Raw genomic sequence first — 16,131 nt, 5'->3', positions numbered from 1 at the left:
AGTTCGTAGCTTAAGGCAGCGCGGGCGACGGTGGCAAAAGTGCAGGGCTCACCGAGGAGAGCACGTATAAGCCTTAAACCACTGCGCAGGGAAAGCCGGATGCTTCCGCTTCACCTGTATGCTCGTGTGCCGACTGCTTCTTCCACCATCGCACACGAGACCGCGGGTGCAGCGCGCACCCGGCTTTCCCTGCGCCCTCTCGTTATCGAGGGCGAGGCGACGCACGCAAACCTCGGACGCATCGCGCCGCGAGATGGCGGAGGTGTGGTTGCTGTCTTGAAAAACTCTTGCGTCGTCCCTGCCTAGTGCGCAATTGCGCACGGGGCGCAGGGACCCATACGCCGCGGCCTGTCAGTGAGGCGCCGGTGTTAGATACCTTCCGCAACAACGGACGCCCGGGATTATGGGTCCCCGCGTTCGCGGGGACGACGGAGTACCTACCGCGTCCCGAAACTGGTGGCGCCGAACAGCGCTTTTTGCGTCGAGGGCTGCGAGCGCCAGTATTGCGGCGGCGCCGACACCTCGCCGCCGAGTTCGGCGGCGGCGTGCCAGCCCCAGCGCGGGTCGTAGAGAAAGCCGCGCGCCAGCGCCACCATGTCGGCCTTGCCGGAGGCCACGATCTCCTCGGCCTGCTTCGCTTCCGTGATCAGGCCGACCGCGATGGTGGTGACGCCGGTGGCTTCCTTCACCGCCTGCGCCAGCGGCACCTGGTAGCCGGGCCCGAGCGGAATTTTCTGCAAGGGCGACACGCCGCCGGAGGACACATCGATCCAGTCGACGCCGCGCTTCTTCAGCTCATGCGCGAATTCGATGGTCTGCGGAAGATCCCAGCCGCCCTCGATCCAGTCGGTGGCGGAGACCCGCAAGCCGACCGGCTTGTCATTCGGAAACGCCGCGCGCACCGCGTCGAACACTTCGAGCGGAAACCGCATGCGGTTTTCGAGCGAGCCGCCATACTGGTCGGTGCGCTTGTTGGATATCGGCGAGAGAAACTGATGCAGGAGATAGCCGTGGGCGCAATGAACCTCGATGCCGTCGATGCCGAGCCGCGCGGTGCGCCGCGCCGCCGCCACGAAGGCGTCGCGGATGCGTTTCAGGCCTGTTACGTCGAGCGCGCGCGGCGGCGCCTCGCTCTCCTTGTGCGGCACATCGGACGGACCCTCGGGCAGCCAGCCGCCTTCGGCGATCGGGATCAGCTGGCCGCCGTCCCACGGTTTGTGGCTGGAGGCCTTGCGGCCGGCATGAGCGAGCTGCATCACCACGGCGGCCTTCGAATGCCTGCGCACCGAGGCCAGCACCGGCTTCAGCGCGGCCTCGGTGGCGTCGTTCCACAAGCCCAGACAGCCCGGCGTGATGCGCCCGATCGGCTCCACCGCGGTGGCCTCGATGCAGAACACCGCCGCCCCCGACAGCGCCAGCGAGTTGATATGCGTGAAGTGCCAGTCATTGGCCTCGCCGTTCCCGGCGGAATACTGGCACATCGGCGCCACCATGATGCGATTGGAAAGCGTCAGGCCGCGCAGCGTGATCGGAGAAAACAGGGCGCTCATGGGGGATTTCCGGATGGGAGAAAAAATGCCGTCGGCCTACTCTAGGGGCAGTGCTGACGATGCCCAACTGCCGGCGATGCAACCCTTACCCTCGCCGGTGGGGGAGGGTTACAGGGACCGCCCCGTTGCCCGCCTTGACTTCGGCGCCTTCTCCCCCGAAACAGCCATTTCCCGCCCGCGACCCCTCCGCGCGAACTGCGAAACGGGACCCCGATTTGCGTCGGACTGCACGCTAAACGATTGAATTTGCGTGCTTTCTCCGCACGCCTGGAAACCGCTTCGCGTCCACGCCGCTTCGTCCCTATATTGTCCAGATGCCGGATCACATGCGCAGCACCTATCTCGATTTCGAAAAGCCCGTCGCCGAACTCGACTCCAAGGTCGACGAACTGCGCGCGCTGGCGGCCACCGGCAGCGACATCGGCGAAGAAATTTCGCGGATCGAGGAGAAGGCTGCGCAGGCGCTGACCGACCTCTATGCCAATCTGACGCCATGGCAGAAGACGCTGGTGGCGCGGCACCATCAGCGCCCGCATCTGACCGATTTCATCAACGCGCTGATCACCGAATTCACCCCGCTCGCGGGCGACCGCAAGTTCGGCGAGGACGAGGCGCTGGTCGGCGGATTCGGCCGCTTCCGCGGCGAGAGCATCTGCGTGATCGGCCAGGAAAAGGGCGCCACCACCGAATCCCGCATCAAGCACAATTTCGGCATGGCGCGCCCGGAGGGCTACCGCAAGGCGGTCCGGCTGATGGAGATGGCCGACCGGTTCGGCATTCCCGTGCTGACGCTGGTCGATTCCGCCGGCGCCTATCCCGGCATCGGCGCCGAGGAGCGCGGCCAGGCCGAGGCGATCGCGCGCTCCACCGATGCCTGCCTGGCGCTGGGCGTGCCCAATGTCGCGATCATCACCGGCGAAGGCATGTCGGGCGGCGCCATCGCGATCACGACGGCCAACCGCGTGCTGATGTTCGAACACGCCATCTACAGCGTGATCTCGCCGGAGGCGGCGTCCTCGATCCTGTGGCGCGACGGCACCAAGGCGCAGGAAGCCGCCACCAGCATGAAGATCACGGCGCAGGACATGCTGCGCTTCGGCGTGATCGACCAGATCCTGAAGGAACCGGCCGGCGGCGCCCATCGCGATCCCGCCGCCATGATCGCGACCACCGGCGACGCCATCGGGCAGGCCCTCGACGAATTGCGCAACCTCGACCCCGGCATGATTCGCCAGCAGCGCCGGCAGAAGTTCCTCGATATCGGCCGCAAGCTGGCCTGATCTTACCCTCCCCTGGAGGGTAAGAAAGCGGCCCCCGGGCGGCCGCCCAATCGTTAACGTCCCAGCTTTTTCAACTTTCCGCCATTTCCGCCCCAATTAGGCCCGGACACCGATATTTAACCTCTATTGACCATGCCTGACGGGGACCCCTCCGGGAGGCCCTCGTCGGCTTGCGACCGGGGGACCCAAAGGGTAGTATTTTAGTCAATGGCTTCAGGGCATGTACGCTATGTTTGGGGTGCGAAAATTGCGCTTTGAATGGCCGCTGGGGTGTGGAGCTTGGCATTGATTTACCGCTCGCTGGTTCGCGCGCTCATCACCTCGGCCGCGCTCACGGCTGGCGTGCTGCTGGCCGGCTGCAACAGCGACCAGATCTCGCTGGCGAACAACGCCAAGGCCAACCAGCCGGTCCCGCCCAAGCTGATCGCCGACATGACGGCGAAGGACATGGACCTGCAGTCGCCGATGCTGGTCCGGATCTTCAAGCAGGAAGCCGAACTCGAGGTCTGGAAGCAGGATCGCTCCGGCCGCTTTGCGCTCTTGAAGACCTATCCGATCTGCCGCTGGTCGGGCGACCTCGGACCCAAGGTCAAGGAGGGCGACCGCCAGGCCCCGGAAGGCTTCTATTCCATCAGCCCGGCGCAGATGAACCCGCAATCGTCGTTCTACCTGTCGTTCAATACCGGCTATCCCAACGCCTTCGACAAGGCATTGGGCCGCACCGGCTCGCAGCTGATGGTGCATGGCGACTGCTCGTCGCGCGGCTGCTACGCCATGACCGACGAACAGATCGCGGAAATCTATTCGCTGGGGCGGGAATCCTTCTTCGGCGGCCAGCGCGCGTTCCAGCTGCAGGCCTATCCGTTCAAGATGACGCCGGTCAACATGGCGAAGCATCGCAACAACCCGAACATGCCGTTCTGGAAAATGATCAAGCAGGGCTGGGATCATTTCGAGGTGACGCGGCAGGAGCCGAAGGTCGATTTCTGCGAGAGGAAATACGTGTTCGACGCCATCAAGGCGCCGGATGCCAAGCGGGATCCGGTGTTCGACGCTTCGGCCAAATGCCCGGTTTACGCGATCTCCGACGACATCGCCGACGCCGTGCGCGAAAAGCAGCAGCATGACCAGGTCGAGACCGCCAAGCTGATTTCGAAGGGAACACCGGTCGCGCGGATGAATACCGGTATCGACGGCGGCATGCACCGGGTGTTCGCCGCCAAGCTGCCCGAGGCCTCGACCGGCCTGTCGGAAGGCGGCGACGGCCAGGGCCTGTCGCTGGCAGCGATTTCCCGCGCGCCCGGCACCATTCCGGCCCACGTCAATCCGCCGCGCGGCTCGGTGTCGTCGCCCGAAGAGCCGCTGGCAGCCTCCATGGCGGCTCAGGCCGCTCCGGCCCCGGCAACCCGCGTGGCGTCGGCGGCGCCGCCCGAAAAATCCGGCGGCTTCTTCTCCAGCCTGGCCCGCAAGGTCGGCATCGGCGGCGCGGAAACCACCGCGACCACCAAGCCAGCGGCCAAGCCGGCGCCCGTGCCCGCACCGGCCAAGCCGAAGGTCATCGAGACCCGGCGCCACGAACCGCCACGCCCCGAAGCATCGGTGCCGAAAGCCGCCGCAGCACCAAAACCGGCCGACGCCAGGCCGGCGCTGAAGCCCTCGCTGTCGGATACGTCAGCGTCCGCCCCGATGGTTGCCGGTTCGCAGCCGATCGTGCCGGCGAGCTCGTTCGACAGCCGCTTCTCGGCGGCGAAGTAGGAACACGCACAGAATCGCAGGGTGGGCAAAGGCGCTCTTCGCGCCGTGCCCACCCTTGTGATGTTTGCATTGTAGGGATGGTGGGCACGGCGCAAGAGCGCCTTTGCCCACCCTAAGAATTCACGAAGCTACCGCCTCACGCATACTTGCCGTGGCAGTGCTTGTACCGCTTGCCGCTGCCGCAGGGGCAATCCTCGTTGCGGCCGATCTTGCCCCAGGTCGCGGGGTTCTTCGGGTCGCGATCGGCGGCGGCGGTCGGCACCAGCGAGGCACCGGCGAACGCCATCTCGTCCTCACCGGTATTGGGATCGAGCTTGTGCGCTTCCATCGCCGGCAGCGGCGGCTGCTCGTCCGGCGGCACGATTTCGACGCGCATCAGCTGCGCCGTCACCGCTTCGCGCAGATGCGCGGTCATGGCCTCGTACAGCGCGAAGGCTTCCGACTTGTATTCCTGCAGCGGATCGCGCTGGCCGTAGCCGCGCAGGCCGATCACCTGGCGCAGATGATCGAGCATCACCAGATGCTCGCGCCACAGATGATCCAGCGTCTGCAGCAGGATGGTCTTCTCGACGTAACGCATCACGTCGGGGCCCCACTGCGCCACTTTGGCGGCCATGTGCTCGTCGACGCGCTGCTCGATGCGGGTCAGCAACTCCTCGTCGGCGATGCCCTCTTCTTTGGCCCATTCGTCGACCGGCAGGTCGATGTCGAGCACCCGCTTCAGTTCTTCCTTGAGGCCGGCGACATCCCACTGCTCGGCATAGGCGTGCTCGGGCACGTGCTTGGCGACGACGTCGTCGACGAAGTCGCGGCGCATGTCCGAGACCATTTCGGCCACGCTCTCGCTCTTCATCAGCTCGACGCGCTGCTCGAAGATCACCTTGCGCTGGTCGTTCTGGACGTTGTCGAACTTCAGCAGATTCTTGCGGATGTCGAAGTTGCGGGCCTCGACCTTCTGCTGCGCCTTCTCCAGCGCCTTGTTGATCCAGGGATGGATGATGGCCTCGCCCTCTTTCAGGCCGAGCCGCGTCAGCATGCTGTCGAGCCGGTCGGAGCCGAAGATCCGCATCAGGTCGTCTTCCAGCGACAGGAAGAATTTCGAGCGGCCGGGATCGCCCTGGCGTCCGGAGCGGCCGCGCAGCTGGTTGTCGATGCGCCGCGATTCATGGCGCTCGGAGCCCATGATGTAGAGCCCGCCGGGCTTTGTAACGGTCTTGGCCGGCTTCGAGCCCTTGGCGGGTTCGATCTCGACCACGTCCTCGGCCTTCAGCACGATCTCGCGGAAGCGTTCGACGTCGGCCTTGATCTGCTCGATCTTCGCGGCCTTCTCGGCCTCGTCGGTAATATCGGCGGTCTCGTGCAGGATCCGCATTTCCAGCGAACCGCCGAGCTTGATGTCGGTGCCGCGGCCGGCCATGTTGGTCGCGATCGTGATCGCGCCGGGCACGCCGGCCTCGGCGACGATATAGGCTTCCTGCTCGTGGAAGCGCGCGTTCAGCACCGCGAACAGTTTTGCCGGTTTTCCGGCGCGGGCGGCGTCGTACAGTTTCTGCATCGACTTCGGGCTTTCGAAGTCGAGCTGCTTGTAGCCGTGGCTCTTGAGGTAATCGGCGAGCACCTCGGACTTCTCGATCGAGGCGGTGCCGACCAGCACCGGCTGCAGCCGTGCATTGGCGCGCTCCACCTCGGCCAGGATCGCGGCGTATTTCTCGTTCTGGGTGCGGTAAACCTCGTCGTCCTCGTCGAGGCGGGCGACCTGTACGTTGGTCGGGATTTCCACCACCTCGAGCTTGTAGATGTCGAATAGTTCGTCGGCTTCGGTCAGCGCCGTACCGGTCATGCCGGCGAGCTTGGTGTACATCCGGAAGTAGTTCTGGAACGTGATCGAGGCCAGCGTCTGGTTTTCCGGCTGGACCTGGACGTGCTCCTTGGCTTCCAGCGCCTGGTGCAGGCCTTCGGAATAGCGGCGGCCCTGCATCATGCGGCCGGTGAACTCGTCGATGATGATGACCTCGTCGTCGCGGACGATGTAATCCTTGTCGCGCTGGAACAGCGAGTGCGCGCGCAGCGCCTGATTGATGTGGTGCACCACCGAGACGTTCTCGACGTCGTAGAGCGAGTCGCCCTTGAGCTGCCCGGCGTCGCGCAGCAGGGTCTCGATCTTTTCCATGCCGGCTTCGGTCAGCGTCACCGTGCGCTGTTTCTCGTCGACCTCGAAGTCGGTGGCCTTGTCGAGCTTCGGCAGGAAGGTGTCGATGGTGTTGTAGAATTCCGAACGGTCGTCGAGCGGACCGGAAATGATCAGCGGCGTGCGCGCCTCGTCGATCAGGATCGAGTCGACTTCGTCGACGATGGCGTAGGAATGGCCGCGCTGGACCATGTCCTCGAGCCGGTACTTCATGTTGTCGCGCAAATAGTCGAAGCCGTATTCGTTGTTGGTGCCGTAGGTGATGTCGCAGGCGTAGGAGTTCTTGCGCTCGCCGTCATCCAGCCCATGCACGATCACGCCGACGGTGAGGCCGAGGAAGCCGTAGATCTGGCCCATCCATTCGGAGTCGCGCTTGGCGAGGTAGTCGTTGACGGTGACGACATGGACGCCCTTGCCGGCCAGCGCGTTGAGGTAGACCGCGAGCGTCGCGACCAGGGTCTTGCCTTCGCCGGTCTTCATCTCGGCGATGTCGCCCTCGTGCAGCACCATGCCGCCGATCAGCTGCACGTCGAAATGGCGCTGGCCGAGCGTGCGCTTGGCCGCCTCGCGCACGGTGGCGAAGGCGGGAACCAGAATGTCGTCCAGCGTCTTGCCGCCGGCGAGCTGGGCGCGGAATTCGACGGTGCGGGCTTTCAGCGCCTCGTCGGAGAGCGCCGCGATCTCGGGTTCCAGTGCGTTGATGGCATCGACGCGGGATTGATATCCCTTGATCCGCCGGTCGTTGGCGGAGCCGAAAAACTTGCGGGCGAGCGCGCCGATCATGCCAAATTCCTGTCTTTACCGTTCGGCGTTGCCGCCGTGAGATGGTCCACCGGGGTGCCTATCAACTCATCGTGACGCATCGCGGCGCGGACCCGATCCGGGGAGCATCCGCCCAATGAGTGGGAATTCAGCAATCCAAGGTTCAATGGCCAAAACGCAGCCAAATACGCGCCATCGCCATTGACCCGGTTTTGCAGAGATATGGCTGTGCCAGAGGCTTGTCAACGGCGCGAACTCTCAAGGATTTCATCATTCTGACACCGTTTTCGCGTTGCCAAGGCTGGCCGATTGGGCGAGTGTCCCGCGGCCCCGAACAGCCCCCAGCTTTGAAGATAAGGATTTTCCATGACCACGTCGTTCCCGGAAATGAAACCCGGCCTGCGTCTCAGCGTCGCCACTGCCGCGTTAACCGGCGCGTTCGCCATGGTGCTGCTGGCCGCCCTGCCGGTGCGGGCGCAGGACGCCAACCCCGTGCTCGCCAAGGTCAACGGCGCCGAAATCCGCCAGAGCGACCTCACGCTGGCCGAGGAAGAACTGGGACCGAGCCTCGCGCAGATGGACCCGTCGACCAAGCGGGAAAACGTGCTGGCCTTCCTGATCGACATGAAGATCGTCGCCAAGGCCGCCGAGGACAAGAAGGTCGAAAACAACGAGGACTTCAAGAAGCGGCTGGCGTTTACCCGCAACCGGCTGCTGATGGACAGCCTGCTGGCGACCGAGGGCAAGGCCGCGACCACCGACGAGGCCATGAAGAAGGTCTATGAGGACGCCTCCAAGCAGATCACCGGCGAAGCGGAAGTTCACGCCCGGCATATCCTGGTCGAGTCCGAGGACGACGCCAAGGCGATCGCCGCCGAGTTGAAGAAGGGCGCCGATTTTGCCGAGCTCGCCAAGAAGAAATCCAAGGATCCCGGCGCTTCCGACGGCGGCGATCTCGGTTTCTTCACCAAGGACCAGATGGTGCCGGAATTCTCCGCCGTCGCCTTCACGCTGGAGCCCGGCAAGATCTCCGATCCCGTCAAGTCGCAGTTCGGCTGGCACATCATCAAGGTCGAGGAAAAGCGCAACCGGCAGGCCCCGGCGTTCGAACAGGTCAAGGCCCAGATCGAGACCTATGTGACGCGCAAGGCGCAGGCCGAGTACGTGGCGAAGCTGCGCGAAGCCGCCAAGGTCGAGCGCATGGACAAGCCCGCCGAGGCGGCCAAGACGGATACCAAGACCGACGCCAAGCCGGATGCCGCCAAGCCCGCCGACTCCAAGATGGCGCCCCCGGCGAAGAAGTAAGTTTTCCCGTCGTCCCGGCTCAAGGCCGGGACGACGGGCGGAACGTGATCGGGCGGCGTGCCCTCTCCCGTCGCAACGGTGAAAGTGATACAGAGCGCTTCCCTCGCCTCATAGCCGGAAGCCCTCATGTCCCTTGCTGTCTCCCCCCTCGCCCCGACCGATGTCCCCGAGATGCCCGCGATCGCGGGCGTCAGGCTCGCGACCGCTGCCGCGGGGATCCGCTACAAGGGCCGCACCGACGTGCTGCTGGCGTTGATGGACAAGGGCACCGCCGTTGCCGGCGTCTTCACCCAATCGAAATGCCCGTCGGCGCCGGTCGACTGGTGCCGGGCCAGACTGGGCCGCGGGGTTGCCCGCGCGCTGGTGGTGAACTCCGGCAACGCCAATGCCTTCACCGGCAAGACCGGGCGGCAGTCGACCGCGCTGACCGCCTCGATCGCCGCCAAGGCGGCCGGATGCAGCCTCAATGAGGTATTTCTCGCCTCGACCGGCGTGATCGGCGAACCGCTCGACGCCAGCAAATTCAACGGGGTGCTCGACACGCTGGCGGAAACGGCCGCGCCGGGCGATTGGATGGCCGCCGCCAAAGCGATCATGACCACCGACACCTTTCCGAAGGTCGCGACCGCAACCGTGAAGCTCGGGAAGGCAAAGGTCACCATCAACGGCATGGCCAAGGGCTCCGGCATGATCGCGCCCGACATGGCGACCATGCTGGCCTTCGTGTTCACCGACGCGCCGCTCAGCGCGGGCGCGCTGCAATCGCTGCTCAAGAGCGGCGTCGGGGACACCTTCAATGCCGTCACCGTCGACGGCGACACCTCGACGTCGGACACCTTGCTCGCCTTCGCCACGGGGGCCGCGAGTGCCGCCGGCGCGCCGAAGATCAGCCGGGCCGGCGACCCGCGCCTGAAGGCGTTTGCCAAGGCGTTCCACGCGGTGCTGGCCGATCTCGCCGAACAGATAGCCCGCGACGGCGAAGGCGCGCGCAAGCTGGTCGAGATCATCGTCGAGGGTGCTACGACGAAGAAATCCGCGCGAAGAATCGCGATGTCGGTGGCGAATTCGCCGCTGGTGAAGACCGCGGTCGCCGGCGAGGACGCCAATTGGGGCCGCGTAGTGATGGCGGTCGGCAAGGCCGGCGAGCCCGCCAACCGCGACAGGCTGTCGATCTCGTTCAACGGCATCCGCGTCGCCAGGAGCGGTGCGCGCGATCCGTCCTATGACGAGGCGGAAGTGTCCGCGGCGATGAAGAACCCGAAGATCCAGATCAGGATCGCGCTCGGCCTCGGCAAGGGCCGCGACCGCGTGCTGACCTGCGACCTCACCAAGGAATATGTCGCGATCAACGGCGACTACCGGTCGTAACACGGTGCACAACCGTCATCCCCGCGCAACGGCTTCCCGTTGTCGCTGGAGGCGCGCCTGAGAAGGCGCGCACCTCAGGGGTGAACGCAATCGCGTTCATCCCGGGGATGACGGCCGGGGGATGGTGCAGGCGAGCAGCCCTCAGTTGCTGATGCGGGCGTCGGAGATGGCCTTCTGGAACAGCGCATTCATCGCCTCCGAGATGCCCTGGGTCGGGGTGACCTCGAAGTAGAAGCCCGGTGACGCGCACTCCTCCATCTTCGTCGCGATCTCGCTGTTCACCGAGGCGGGGTCGTACGGCCCGGCATTGAACGGCTTGATCCAGGTATTGTACCAGGAGTTGGTCGGCAGATCGAGATAGGTGGTGTACAGCACCGCGACCTTGATGCCGCGGTCCTTCAATTGCTTGCAGAGCAAGGGATTGATCGGCGACTGGCATCGATTGCTCGACGCCTTTGGTTTGAGGCAGCCGCTGTTTTGTTCGTCGGCGACGCCGTCGGAGACGAAGAACAGATACTTCAGCGGTGACCCGGAGGTGCCGGTTCCCGGATTGGTGACCGCGCTGTTCATCGCCGGAAAAATGTTGGTGTATTGCGTATCCATGTCGTTGTTCTGGTTCTGACCCTGGACGGTCATCAGATCGATGTTGCCGGCGGCGGTCTTGGCGCTGCTCAAGGATGAAGACAACGCAAACAACGTCCGCAGGCCGGTGGTGCTGGCCGACGCGCCGAAGTCGTAGATCGCCATCCGGAACTGGTTGGTATAGGTCTGCGTGGCAGACGCGGTGTCCATCAATTGCTGTGTCGCCGTGCGCAGCACGTCGATCCGCGTCGTCACCCCGAGGGCCTTGGCCTTTTTATAGTAGTTGTTGTTGTCATTGACATCGTGACAGGCGAAGGCGCACTTGTCCGACGTATTGTTGACCATCTTCGTAACGTCGGCCGGGGTCGCGCCCACGCCCATCGACGGCGAATTGTCGAGCAGCAGATAGAAATCGATGTATTGCGGCATCTTGGAGACCGAGGTCGAGCTGCCGGTGACCGTCATCGTGGTCTTGCCCATGACGGTGAGAAATACCGTCGGGACATTGGCCGAGAATGTCACGGTGGAGGTGATGACCATGCCGGTCTTGCTCACGGCGGGAGTCACGCTGTTGAGCGTATAGCCGGTCACCCCGGACATGTTGCCGTCGAAGATCGCCTTCGCGTCGGTGACGCCGACCGCGATCGCGCCGTCCCCGGTCATCGCGCCCGCGGCAATGAAGGCTGGCGACTTTTTGGCGACCGATCCGACGCTGGCGGCGTCGATTGCCGATTGCAGTTTGCTCCTGAGCTGCGTCGCCCGGCTGTAATCGACCGCGCAGCCGATCGCCGACAGGATCGGCAACAGCGCCAGCGTGAAGATCACCGCGACGTTGCCGGATCTGTCACTGCGAAAGCGGCCGATTTCACGAAGGAGCTTGCGCATGAAGGGGTGCCTGACCGGTTCAAAATCCCGTGAAATCTAGGCGCGGCGCATTAAGGTTGGCTTATCCCGATCGCAGAAAAACGGGGCAAACAAACAGGTTGGCGGTAAGCACATTGCTGGTTAATGAAACCTTTCCGAAGGAGCGGCAAATCGCCGAACCGGCTTTCCAAAGCATCCGCCTGATATGACCGACATCAAGCTCACCCTCGTGGTCGCCTGCGCGCTGGTCGATGCCGACAAGCGCGTGCTGATCGCCCAGCGTCCGCAGGGCAAGGCGCTGGCGGGGCTGTGGGAATTTCCCGGCGGCAAGCTCGAGCGCGGCGAGCGGCCGGAACAGACCCTGATCCGCGAGCTGCACGAGGAAATCGGCATCACCGTGAAGGCGGACTGCCTGGCGCCGCTGACCTTCGCCAGCCACGCGTATGATGATTTTCACCTGCTGATGCCGCTTTACATCTGCCGGCGCTGGGACGGCGTGGTGGTCGCGCGCGAGGGCCAGCAACTGGCCTGGGTCCGCGCCAACAAACTGCGCGACTACCGGATGCCGCCGGCGGACATCCCGCTGATCCCGCATCTGATCGATCTGCTGATGTGACCCGACAAAGCGTACCATCGGCGGGGCGCAGCGGGGCCTGGACAAAAATCTCGAAAACAACCCCATGCGCAGTAAGGTTGAGGGTATCAAAATACCTCATATTGCGCTGAGACAGATCATTCCGGCGCAAGCCGCTTCACCGCCTCCGCCAGGCTCGCCTTCGCCGAACCCGGCTTCAGCGGCTGCTGCTGGCTCGCATGCGGCGCCCAGCCGGACAGCCAGATCACATCGAAGGTGGCACGGATGCGGCCGTCGGAATCCGCAAAACGCTCGCTGTAGATCTGCGCCATCCGCAACAGCGTGGCGCGGCGGGTCGGCGTCCGCCGCCGCTCGACCAGGATATTGGTGGCGCCCATCCGCCTGAGATCGGCCATCAGTGCGAAGGCGCTGTCGTAGCGTACCACGACACGGTCGACGTCGATGACCGGCAGCGCGAAACCTGTACGCTGCAGCAGCGCGCCGATCTCGCGCAGGTCGGCTGATGGAGCCACGCGGGGCGACACGCCGCCCTCGCATTCGGCTTCCGCGGCGGCAAAACTTTGCCGCAGCTCGGTCAGCGTATCGCCGCCGATCATCGCCGCCAGCAACAGCCCGTCCGGCTTAAGCGCGCGGCGGATCTGCGCCAGCACGCCGGGCAGATCGTTGACGAATTGCAGCGCCAGCGCGGACACTGCGAGATCGAGGATATCAGGCGAAAGCCGCAGCGGCTCGGATTCGAGGTCGGGCAGCGCGACGGGCGTAAGCTGATCGACGCGACCGGCCAGCACGTTGCGGAGTTGTTCGCCCGCAGTGCCGATATCAGCCGCCGTCCTGAACTCCCGGAGCACCGCGTGCAGCCGCTCCGACATATCCTCGGCGACGCGATCGAGCAGGAACGTCGCCGCGCCCAATGCAGCCGCGCGCGATTGCCGCGCCCGCAGCAAGGCGCGGTCGAACAAAACGGGGGCTGCGGTCGGGCTCGGGGCCATGGCGGGGTTGGTACGCCGAAGCAGTCGGTTCTGGCAATCCGGCGCTCAGCCTCGGCGGTGGCGAGCACCCCGCGGAAATGGCAGGATGACCGCGGTTGGGCGTCGATCGGGGACATGCAAGGTTTTGGGGCGGCCTTCGCTATCTTTTGCAATGGCGGCAATGCGGCCGCGTCTGATGGCGTCTTCGGCCAGTCTGACCTCGCGCCACACCAGTTCAGTCTGGAGACTGGTGGCCTGCCGCAGGCACTCGATGTCGGCGAACTGTGCCATGACGCAACTCCCTCGATGCGATCATTTTGCGCCGTTGCGGGCACGGTCGCCACCAGGACCGCTGGGGGTAGTTAACGGGGTGCTTCATGGGGCCCCGTGTCCCGGACGCGGTGCGGCGCGCTTGCGCTGCTCCGCAGAGCCGGGACCCAGATGCGGCATGGGCCCCGGCTCTGCAGCGCACCACGCCGCAAGTGCGGCGCGCTGCGCTGCGTCCGGGGCACGCGAGCGGCTTTGTTGCTTGAGAGTCGATAGAGCCAACGTTAGCCTCCCCATCCATGGACGCCCAGGCACCCCCATCCCGCTTCATCGCCAGCCATCTGCGCGGGGCGCTGAAGGCGTGCCGCGGCGCCTGGCAACTGACCTCAAAGCTTGCGCTCGACCTCGCGCTGCCGACCTTGTGCGTCGCCTGCCGCGAGCCGGTCGACGGCGAGGGCGTCTGTGCGCAATGCTGGGCCAAATTGTCGTTCATCGCGCCGCCTTATTGCCCGCGGCTCGGCATTCCCTTCGTCTACGATCCCGGCCCGGATCTGCTGTCGATGGAGGCGATCGCCAATCCGCCGGCCTATGCGCGGGCCCGCGCCGCGGTGCGCTATGACGACATCGCGCGCACGCTGGTGCATGCGCTGAAATACCAGGACCGCACCGATCTCGCGCCGGCGATGGGCCGCTGGATGGCGCGGGCCGGCCGCGAACTGCTCGGCGAGGCCGACGTGCTGGTCCCGGTGCCGCTGCATTGGCGGCGGGGCTGGAGCCGCCGCTACAACCAGTCCGGCGCGCTGGCGCGGGTGATCGAACGGCAGACCGGCGTCAAACTGGCGTCCGAGGCGCTGCGGCGGGTGCGGCCGACCCAGCAGCAGATCGGGCTGTCGCGGTCGCAGCGCGCCAGCAACGTGCAGGGCGCCTTCAAGGTCGCGCCCGACCGTGCCGCCGAGGTTCACGGCCGCCGCGTGGTGCTGATCGACGACGTCCTGACCACGGGAGCGACGACCGATGCCTGCGCACGGGCGCTGTTGCGCGCGAAAGCTGCTTCGGTCGACGTGCTGGTGTTCGCGCGGGTTGTGGACACCTTCAAAGCCCCCATATAATCAGATACTTCGAGCCGGCTGACCTGCAACAATTACTTGCAGCAACTACTTGCAGCAATTACTTGCAACAACAGAGCGCGCGACATGACCGCTGCCATCGAAATCTATACCCGTCCGGGCTGCGGCTATTGCACCGCCGCCAAATCGCTGCTGACGCGCAAAAAAGCCGCGTTCACGGAACACGATGTCGCCATCGATCCGGCGCTTCGCCAGCAGATGTGGGATCGCGCCGGCATGGGCGCGACCTTTCCGCAGATCTGGATCGGCGAGACCCATGTCGGTGGTTGCGACGAGCTCTATGCCCTCGACCGCGCGGGCAAGCTCGATTCCCTGCTCGCGGGCGAGAAGGCCAGTTGATGAGCACCGAGCCAACCTTCACCGCTGCAATGGTGCAGATGTGCAGCGGGCTGTTGCCCGAGGCCAATCTCGAGCAGGGCACCAGGCTGATCCGGCAGGCCGCCGCGGAGGGCGCCGATTATGTGCAGACCCCCGAGGTCAGCAACATGATCCAAGCCAACCGCAAGGCGCTGTTCGAGCATCTCGCGTCCGAGGAAGACGATCTGTCGCTGAAAGCCTATCGTGCGCTCGCGGCTGAACTCAAAATCCATCTCCATATCGGTTCACTGGCGCTGCGCTTCTCGCCCGAGAAGGCCGTCAACCGCTCGTTCCTGATCGGGCCTGACGGCCTGGTGCTGGCGAGTTACGACAAGATCCACATGTTCGATATCGACCTGCCCGGCGGCGAAAGCTATCGCGAATCCGCCAATTACCAGCCGGGCGAGACGGCCGTGATCTCGGACCTGCCGTGGGGCCGCATCGGGCTGACCATCTGCTATGACATGCGCTTTCCGGCGCTGTACCGCGCGCTGGCCGAGACCGGCGCCGCGTTCCTGACCGCGCCGTCCGCCTTCACGGTGCGGACCGGCGAAGCGCACTGGCATACGCTGCTGCGCGCTCGCGCCATCGAAAACGGCTGCTTCGTCTTCGCCGCGGCGCAGGCCGGCACCCATGAGAGCAAACGCCAGAGCTACGGCCATTCGCTGATCATCGCACCCTGGGGCGAAATCCTCGCCGAGGGTTCGGGCACCGAGACCGGCATCATCATGGCGAAAATCGATCCCGCTTTGGTGGAGACCGCGCGGAAAACCGTGCCGTCGCTGCAGCATGGCAGGCGTTTCAGCGTCGCCGACCCCAAGGCCGGCCCCGAACATCTGCATCTGGTGCGGGGATCATCTGCATGATCCGGTACAGCCTGCATTGTGATCGCGGCCATAGCTTCGAAAGCTGGTTCCAGAGCTCGTCGGCCTATGAGAGCCAGGAGAAGCGCAAGCTGGTGAACTGCCCGGTTTGCGGGTCCGCCAGGGTCGAGCGCGCGATCATGGCGCCGCAGATCGTCAGCAAGAAGGGCCGCGTCAGCCGAAGCAACGATGCGCCGGTGCCGGTCCAGCCCACGGAGGTCATCGCCCCGGGATCGACTCCGCTACTGATGGCGCAGGAGCGTGAGCTGCGCGCCAAGCTGAAGGAATTGCGCGACCATA

General features: G+C 65.0%; 14 protein-coding genes. 9 read left to right on the top strand and 5 right to left on the bottom strand.

The annotated features are described in order from the left end of the window. Positions 1–437 precede the first annotated feature (437 nt). Positions 438–1,550 carry an NADH:flavin oxidoreductase/NADH oxidase gene (locus Q7U29_RS17185; protein WP_304743470.1) on the bottom strand — a complete coding sequence of 371 codons (1,113 nt, stop codon included), beginning with the start codon at positions 1,548–1,550 and terminating at the stop codon, positions 438–440. Positions 1,551–1,864: 314 nt separating this feature from the next. Between Q7U29_RS17185 and Q7U29_RS17180 the strand changes: the two genes are divergently transcribed. After that, positions 1,865–2,830 carry an acetyl-CoA carboxylase carboxyltransferase subunit alpha gene (locus Q7U29_RS17180; protein ID WP_304743469.1) on the top strand — a complete coding sequence of 322 codons (966 nt, stop codon included), beginning with the start codon at positions 1,865–1,867 and terminating at the stop codon, positions 2,828–2,830. Positions 2,831–3,115: 285 nt separating this feature from the next. Next, positions 3,116–4,585, top strand: a complete 1,470-nt coding sequence (locus Q7U29_RS17175; protein ID WP_304743556.1) for a murein L,D-transpeptidase family protein — start codon at positions 3,116–3,118, stop codon at positions 4,583–4,585. A 136-nt stretch (positions 4,586–4,721) separates the two neighbouring features. Here Q7U29_RS17175 and secA read toward each other — a convergent pair whose 3' ends face one another. Then, complete coding sequence (gene secA / locus Q7U29_RS17170) at positions 4,722–7,556, bottom strand: preprotein translocase subunit SecA (RefSeq protein ID WP_304743467.1); 2,835 nt, start codon at positions 7,554–7,556, stop codon at positions 4,722–4,724. 345 nt (positions 7,557–7,901) lie between these two features. On the opposite strand from secA, the gene Q7U29_RS17165 reads away from it, so the two are divergent. Then, positions 7,902–8,840: a peptidylprolyl isomerase gene (locus Q7U29_RS17165; protein ID WP_304743465.1), complete on the top strand. Its 939-nt coding sequence runs from the start codon at positions 7,902–7,904 to the stop codon at positions 8,838–8,840. A gap of 126 nt (positions 8,841–8,966) precedes the next feature. Continuing rightward, complete coding sequence (gene argJ / locus Q7U29_RS17160) at positions 8,967–10,208, top strand: bifunctional glutamate N-acetyltransferase/amino-acid acetyltransferase ArgJ (protein ID WP_304743463.1); 1,242 nt, start codon at positions 8,967–8,969, stop codon at positions 10,206–10,208. A 141-nt stretch (positions 10,209–10,349) separates the two neighbouring features. Here argJ and Q7U29_RS17155 read toward each other — a convergent pair whose 3' ends face one another. Then, positions 10,350–11,675, bottom strand: coding sequence for a TadE/TadG family type IV pilus assembly protein (locus Q7U29_RS17155; RefSeq protein WP_304743462.1), 1,326 nt, complete (start codon positions 11,673–11,675; stop codon positions 10,350–10,352). Positions 11,676–11,859: 184 nt separating this feature from the next. Between Q7U29_RS17155 and mutT the strand changes: the two genes are divergently transcribed. Then, complete coding sequence (gene mutT / locus Q7U29_RS17150) at positions 11,860–12,270, top strand: 8-oxo-dGTP diphosphatase MutT (RefSeq protein WP_304743460.1); 411 nt, start codon at positions 11,860–11,862, stop codon at positions 12,268–12,270. Between the two features lie 116 nt (positions 12,271–12,386). Here mutT and Q7U29_RS17145 read toward each other — a convergent pair whose 3' ends face one another. Together Q7U29_RS17145 and Q7U29_RS17140 are read right to left on the bottom strand one after the other, a co-directional pair. Then, on the bottom strand, positions 12,387–13,238 hold the full coding sequence (locus tag Q7U29_RS17145; RefSeq protein WP_304743458.1) for a methyltransferase domain-containing protein: 852 nt from the start codon (positions 13,236–13,238) through the stop codon (positions 12,387–12,389). A gap of 45 nt (positions 13,239–13,283) precedes the next feature. Continuing rightward, positions 13,284–13,508 (bottom strand): hypothetical protein, encoded by a 225-nt coding sequence (locus tag Q7U29_RS17140; protein WP_304743457.1) that lies wholly within the window; start codon positions 13,506–13,508, stop codon positions 13,284–13,286. A gap of 275 nt (positions 13,509–13,783) precedes the next feature. On the opposite strand from Q7U29_RS17140, the gene Q7U29_RS17135 reads away from it, so the two are divergent. From Q7U29_RS17135 to Q7U29_RS17120, 4 genes are all read left to right on the top strand, one after another. Further along, entirely contained in the window at positions 13,784–14,593 is an 810-nt protein-coding gene (locus Q7U29_RS17135; RefSeq protein ID WP_304743455.1) for a ComF family protein, read from the top strand. An 84-nt stretch (positions 14,594–14,677) separates the two neighbouring features. Further along, a complete protein-coding gene (grxC, locus tag Q7U29_RS17130) occupies positions 14,678–14,950 on the top strand; it encodes a glutaredoxin 3 (protein ID WP_304743454.1) in 273 nt (90 codons plus the stop codon). After that, the gene (locus tag Q7U29_RS17125) at positions 14,950–15,834 is read left to right on the top strand and encodes a carbon-nitrogen hydrolase family protein (protein WP_304743453.1); all 885 of its coding nucleotides are present in this window, start codon (positions 14,950–14,952) and stop codon (positions 15,832–15,834) included. Before grxC ends, Q7U29_RS17125 begins: the two co-directional genes overlap by 1 nt. Then, on the top strand, positions 15,831–16,131 hold a 301-nt coding region (locus Q7U29_RS17120), incomplete at its 3' end, for a DUF1178 family protein (RefSeq protein ID WP_304743451.1). The genes Q7U29_RS17125 and Q7U29_RS17120, both read left to right, overlap by 4 nt.

The organism is Bradyrhizobium sp., from assembly GCF_030654605.1.
Taxonomy (GTDB): Bacteria; Pseudomonadota; Alphaproteobacteria; order Rhizobiales; family Xanthobacteraceae; genus Bradyrhizobium.
This window is presented reverse-complemented; position numbering and strand designations above follow the sequence as displayed.

What these genes read in the sequence shown, in the direction of transcription:
- Q7U29_RS17185 (WP_304743470.1), bottom strand. Translation starts at nt 1,550, where the DNA reads ATGAGCGCCCTGTTTTCTCCGATCACGCTGCGCGGCCTGACGCTTTCC.
- Q7U29_RS17180 (WP_304743469.1), top strand. Translation starts at nt 1,865, where the DNA reads ATGCCGGATCACATGCGCAGCACCTATCTCGATTTCGAAAAGCCCGTC.
- secA (WP_304743467.1), bottom strand. Translation starts at nt 7,556, where the DNA reads ATGATCGGCGCGCTCGCCCGCAAGTTTTTCGGCTCCGCCAACGACCGG.
- Q7U29_RS17165 (WP_304743465.1), top strand. Translation starts at nt 7,902, where the DNA reads ATGACCACGTCGTTCCCGGAAATGAAACCCGGCCTGCGTCTCAGCGTC.
- argJ (WP_304743463.1), top strand. Translation starts at nt 8,967, where the DNA reads ATGTCCCTTGCTGTCTCCCCCCTCGCCCCGACCGATGTCCCCGAGATG.
- Q7U29_RS17155 (WP_304743462.1), bottom strand. Translation starts at nt 11,675, where the DNA reads ATGCGCAAGCTCCTTCGTGAAATCGGCCGCTTTCGCAGTGACAGATCC.
- mutT (WP_304743460.1), top strand. Translation starts at nt 11,860, where the DNA reads ATGACCGACATCAAGCTCACCCTCGTGGTCGCCTGCGCGCTGGTCGAT.
- Q7U29_RS17145 (WP_304743458.1), bottom strand. Translation starts at nt 13,238, where the DNA reads ATGGCCCCGAGCCCGACCGCAGCCCCCGTTTTGTTCGACCGCGCCTTG.
- Q7U29_RS17140 (WP_304743457.1), bottom strand. Translation starts at nt 13,508, where the DNA reads ATGGCACAGTTCGCCGACATCGAGTGCCTGCGGCAGGCCACCAGTCTC.
- Q7U29_RS17135 (WP_304743455.1), top strand. Translation starts at nt 13,784, where the DNA reads ATGGACGCCCAGGCACCCCCATCCCGCTTCATCGCCAGCCATCTGCGC.
- grxC (WP_304743454.1), top strand. Translation starts at nt 14,678, where the DNA reads ATGACCGCTGCCATCGAAATCTATACCCGTCCGGGCTGCGGCTATTGC.
- Q7U29_RS17125 (WP_304743453.1), top strand. Translation starts at nt 14,950, where the DNA reads ATGAGCACCGAGCCAACCTTCACCGCTGCAATGGTGCAGATGTGCAGC.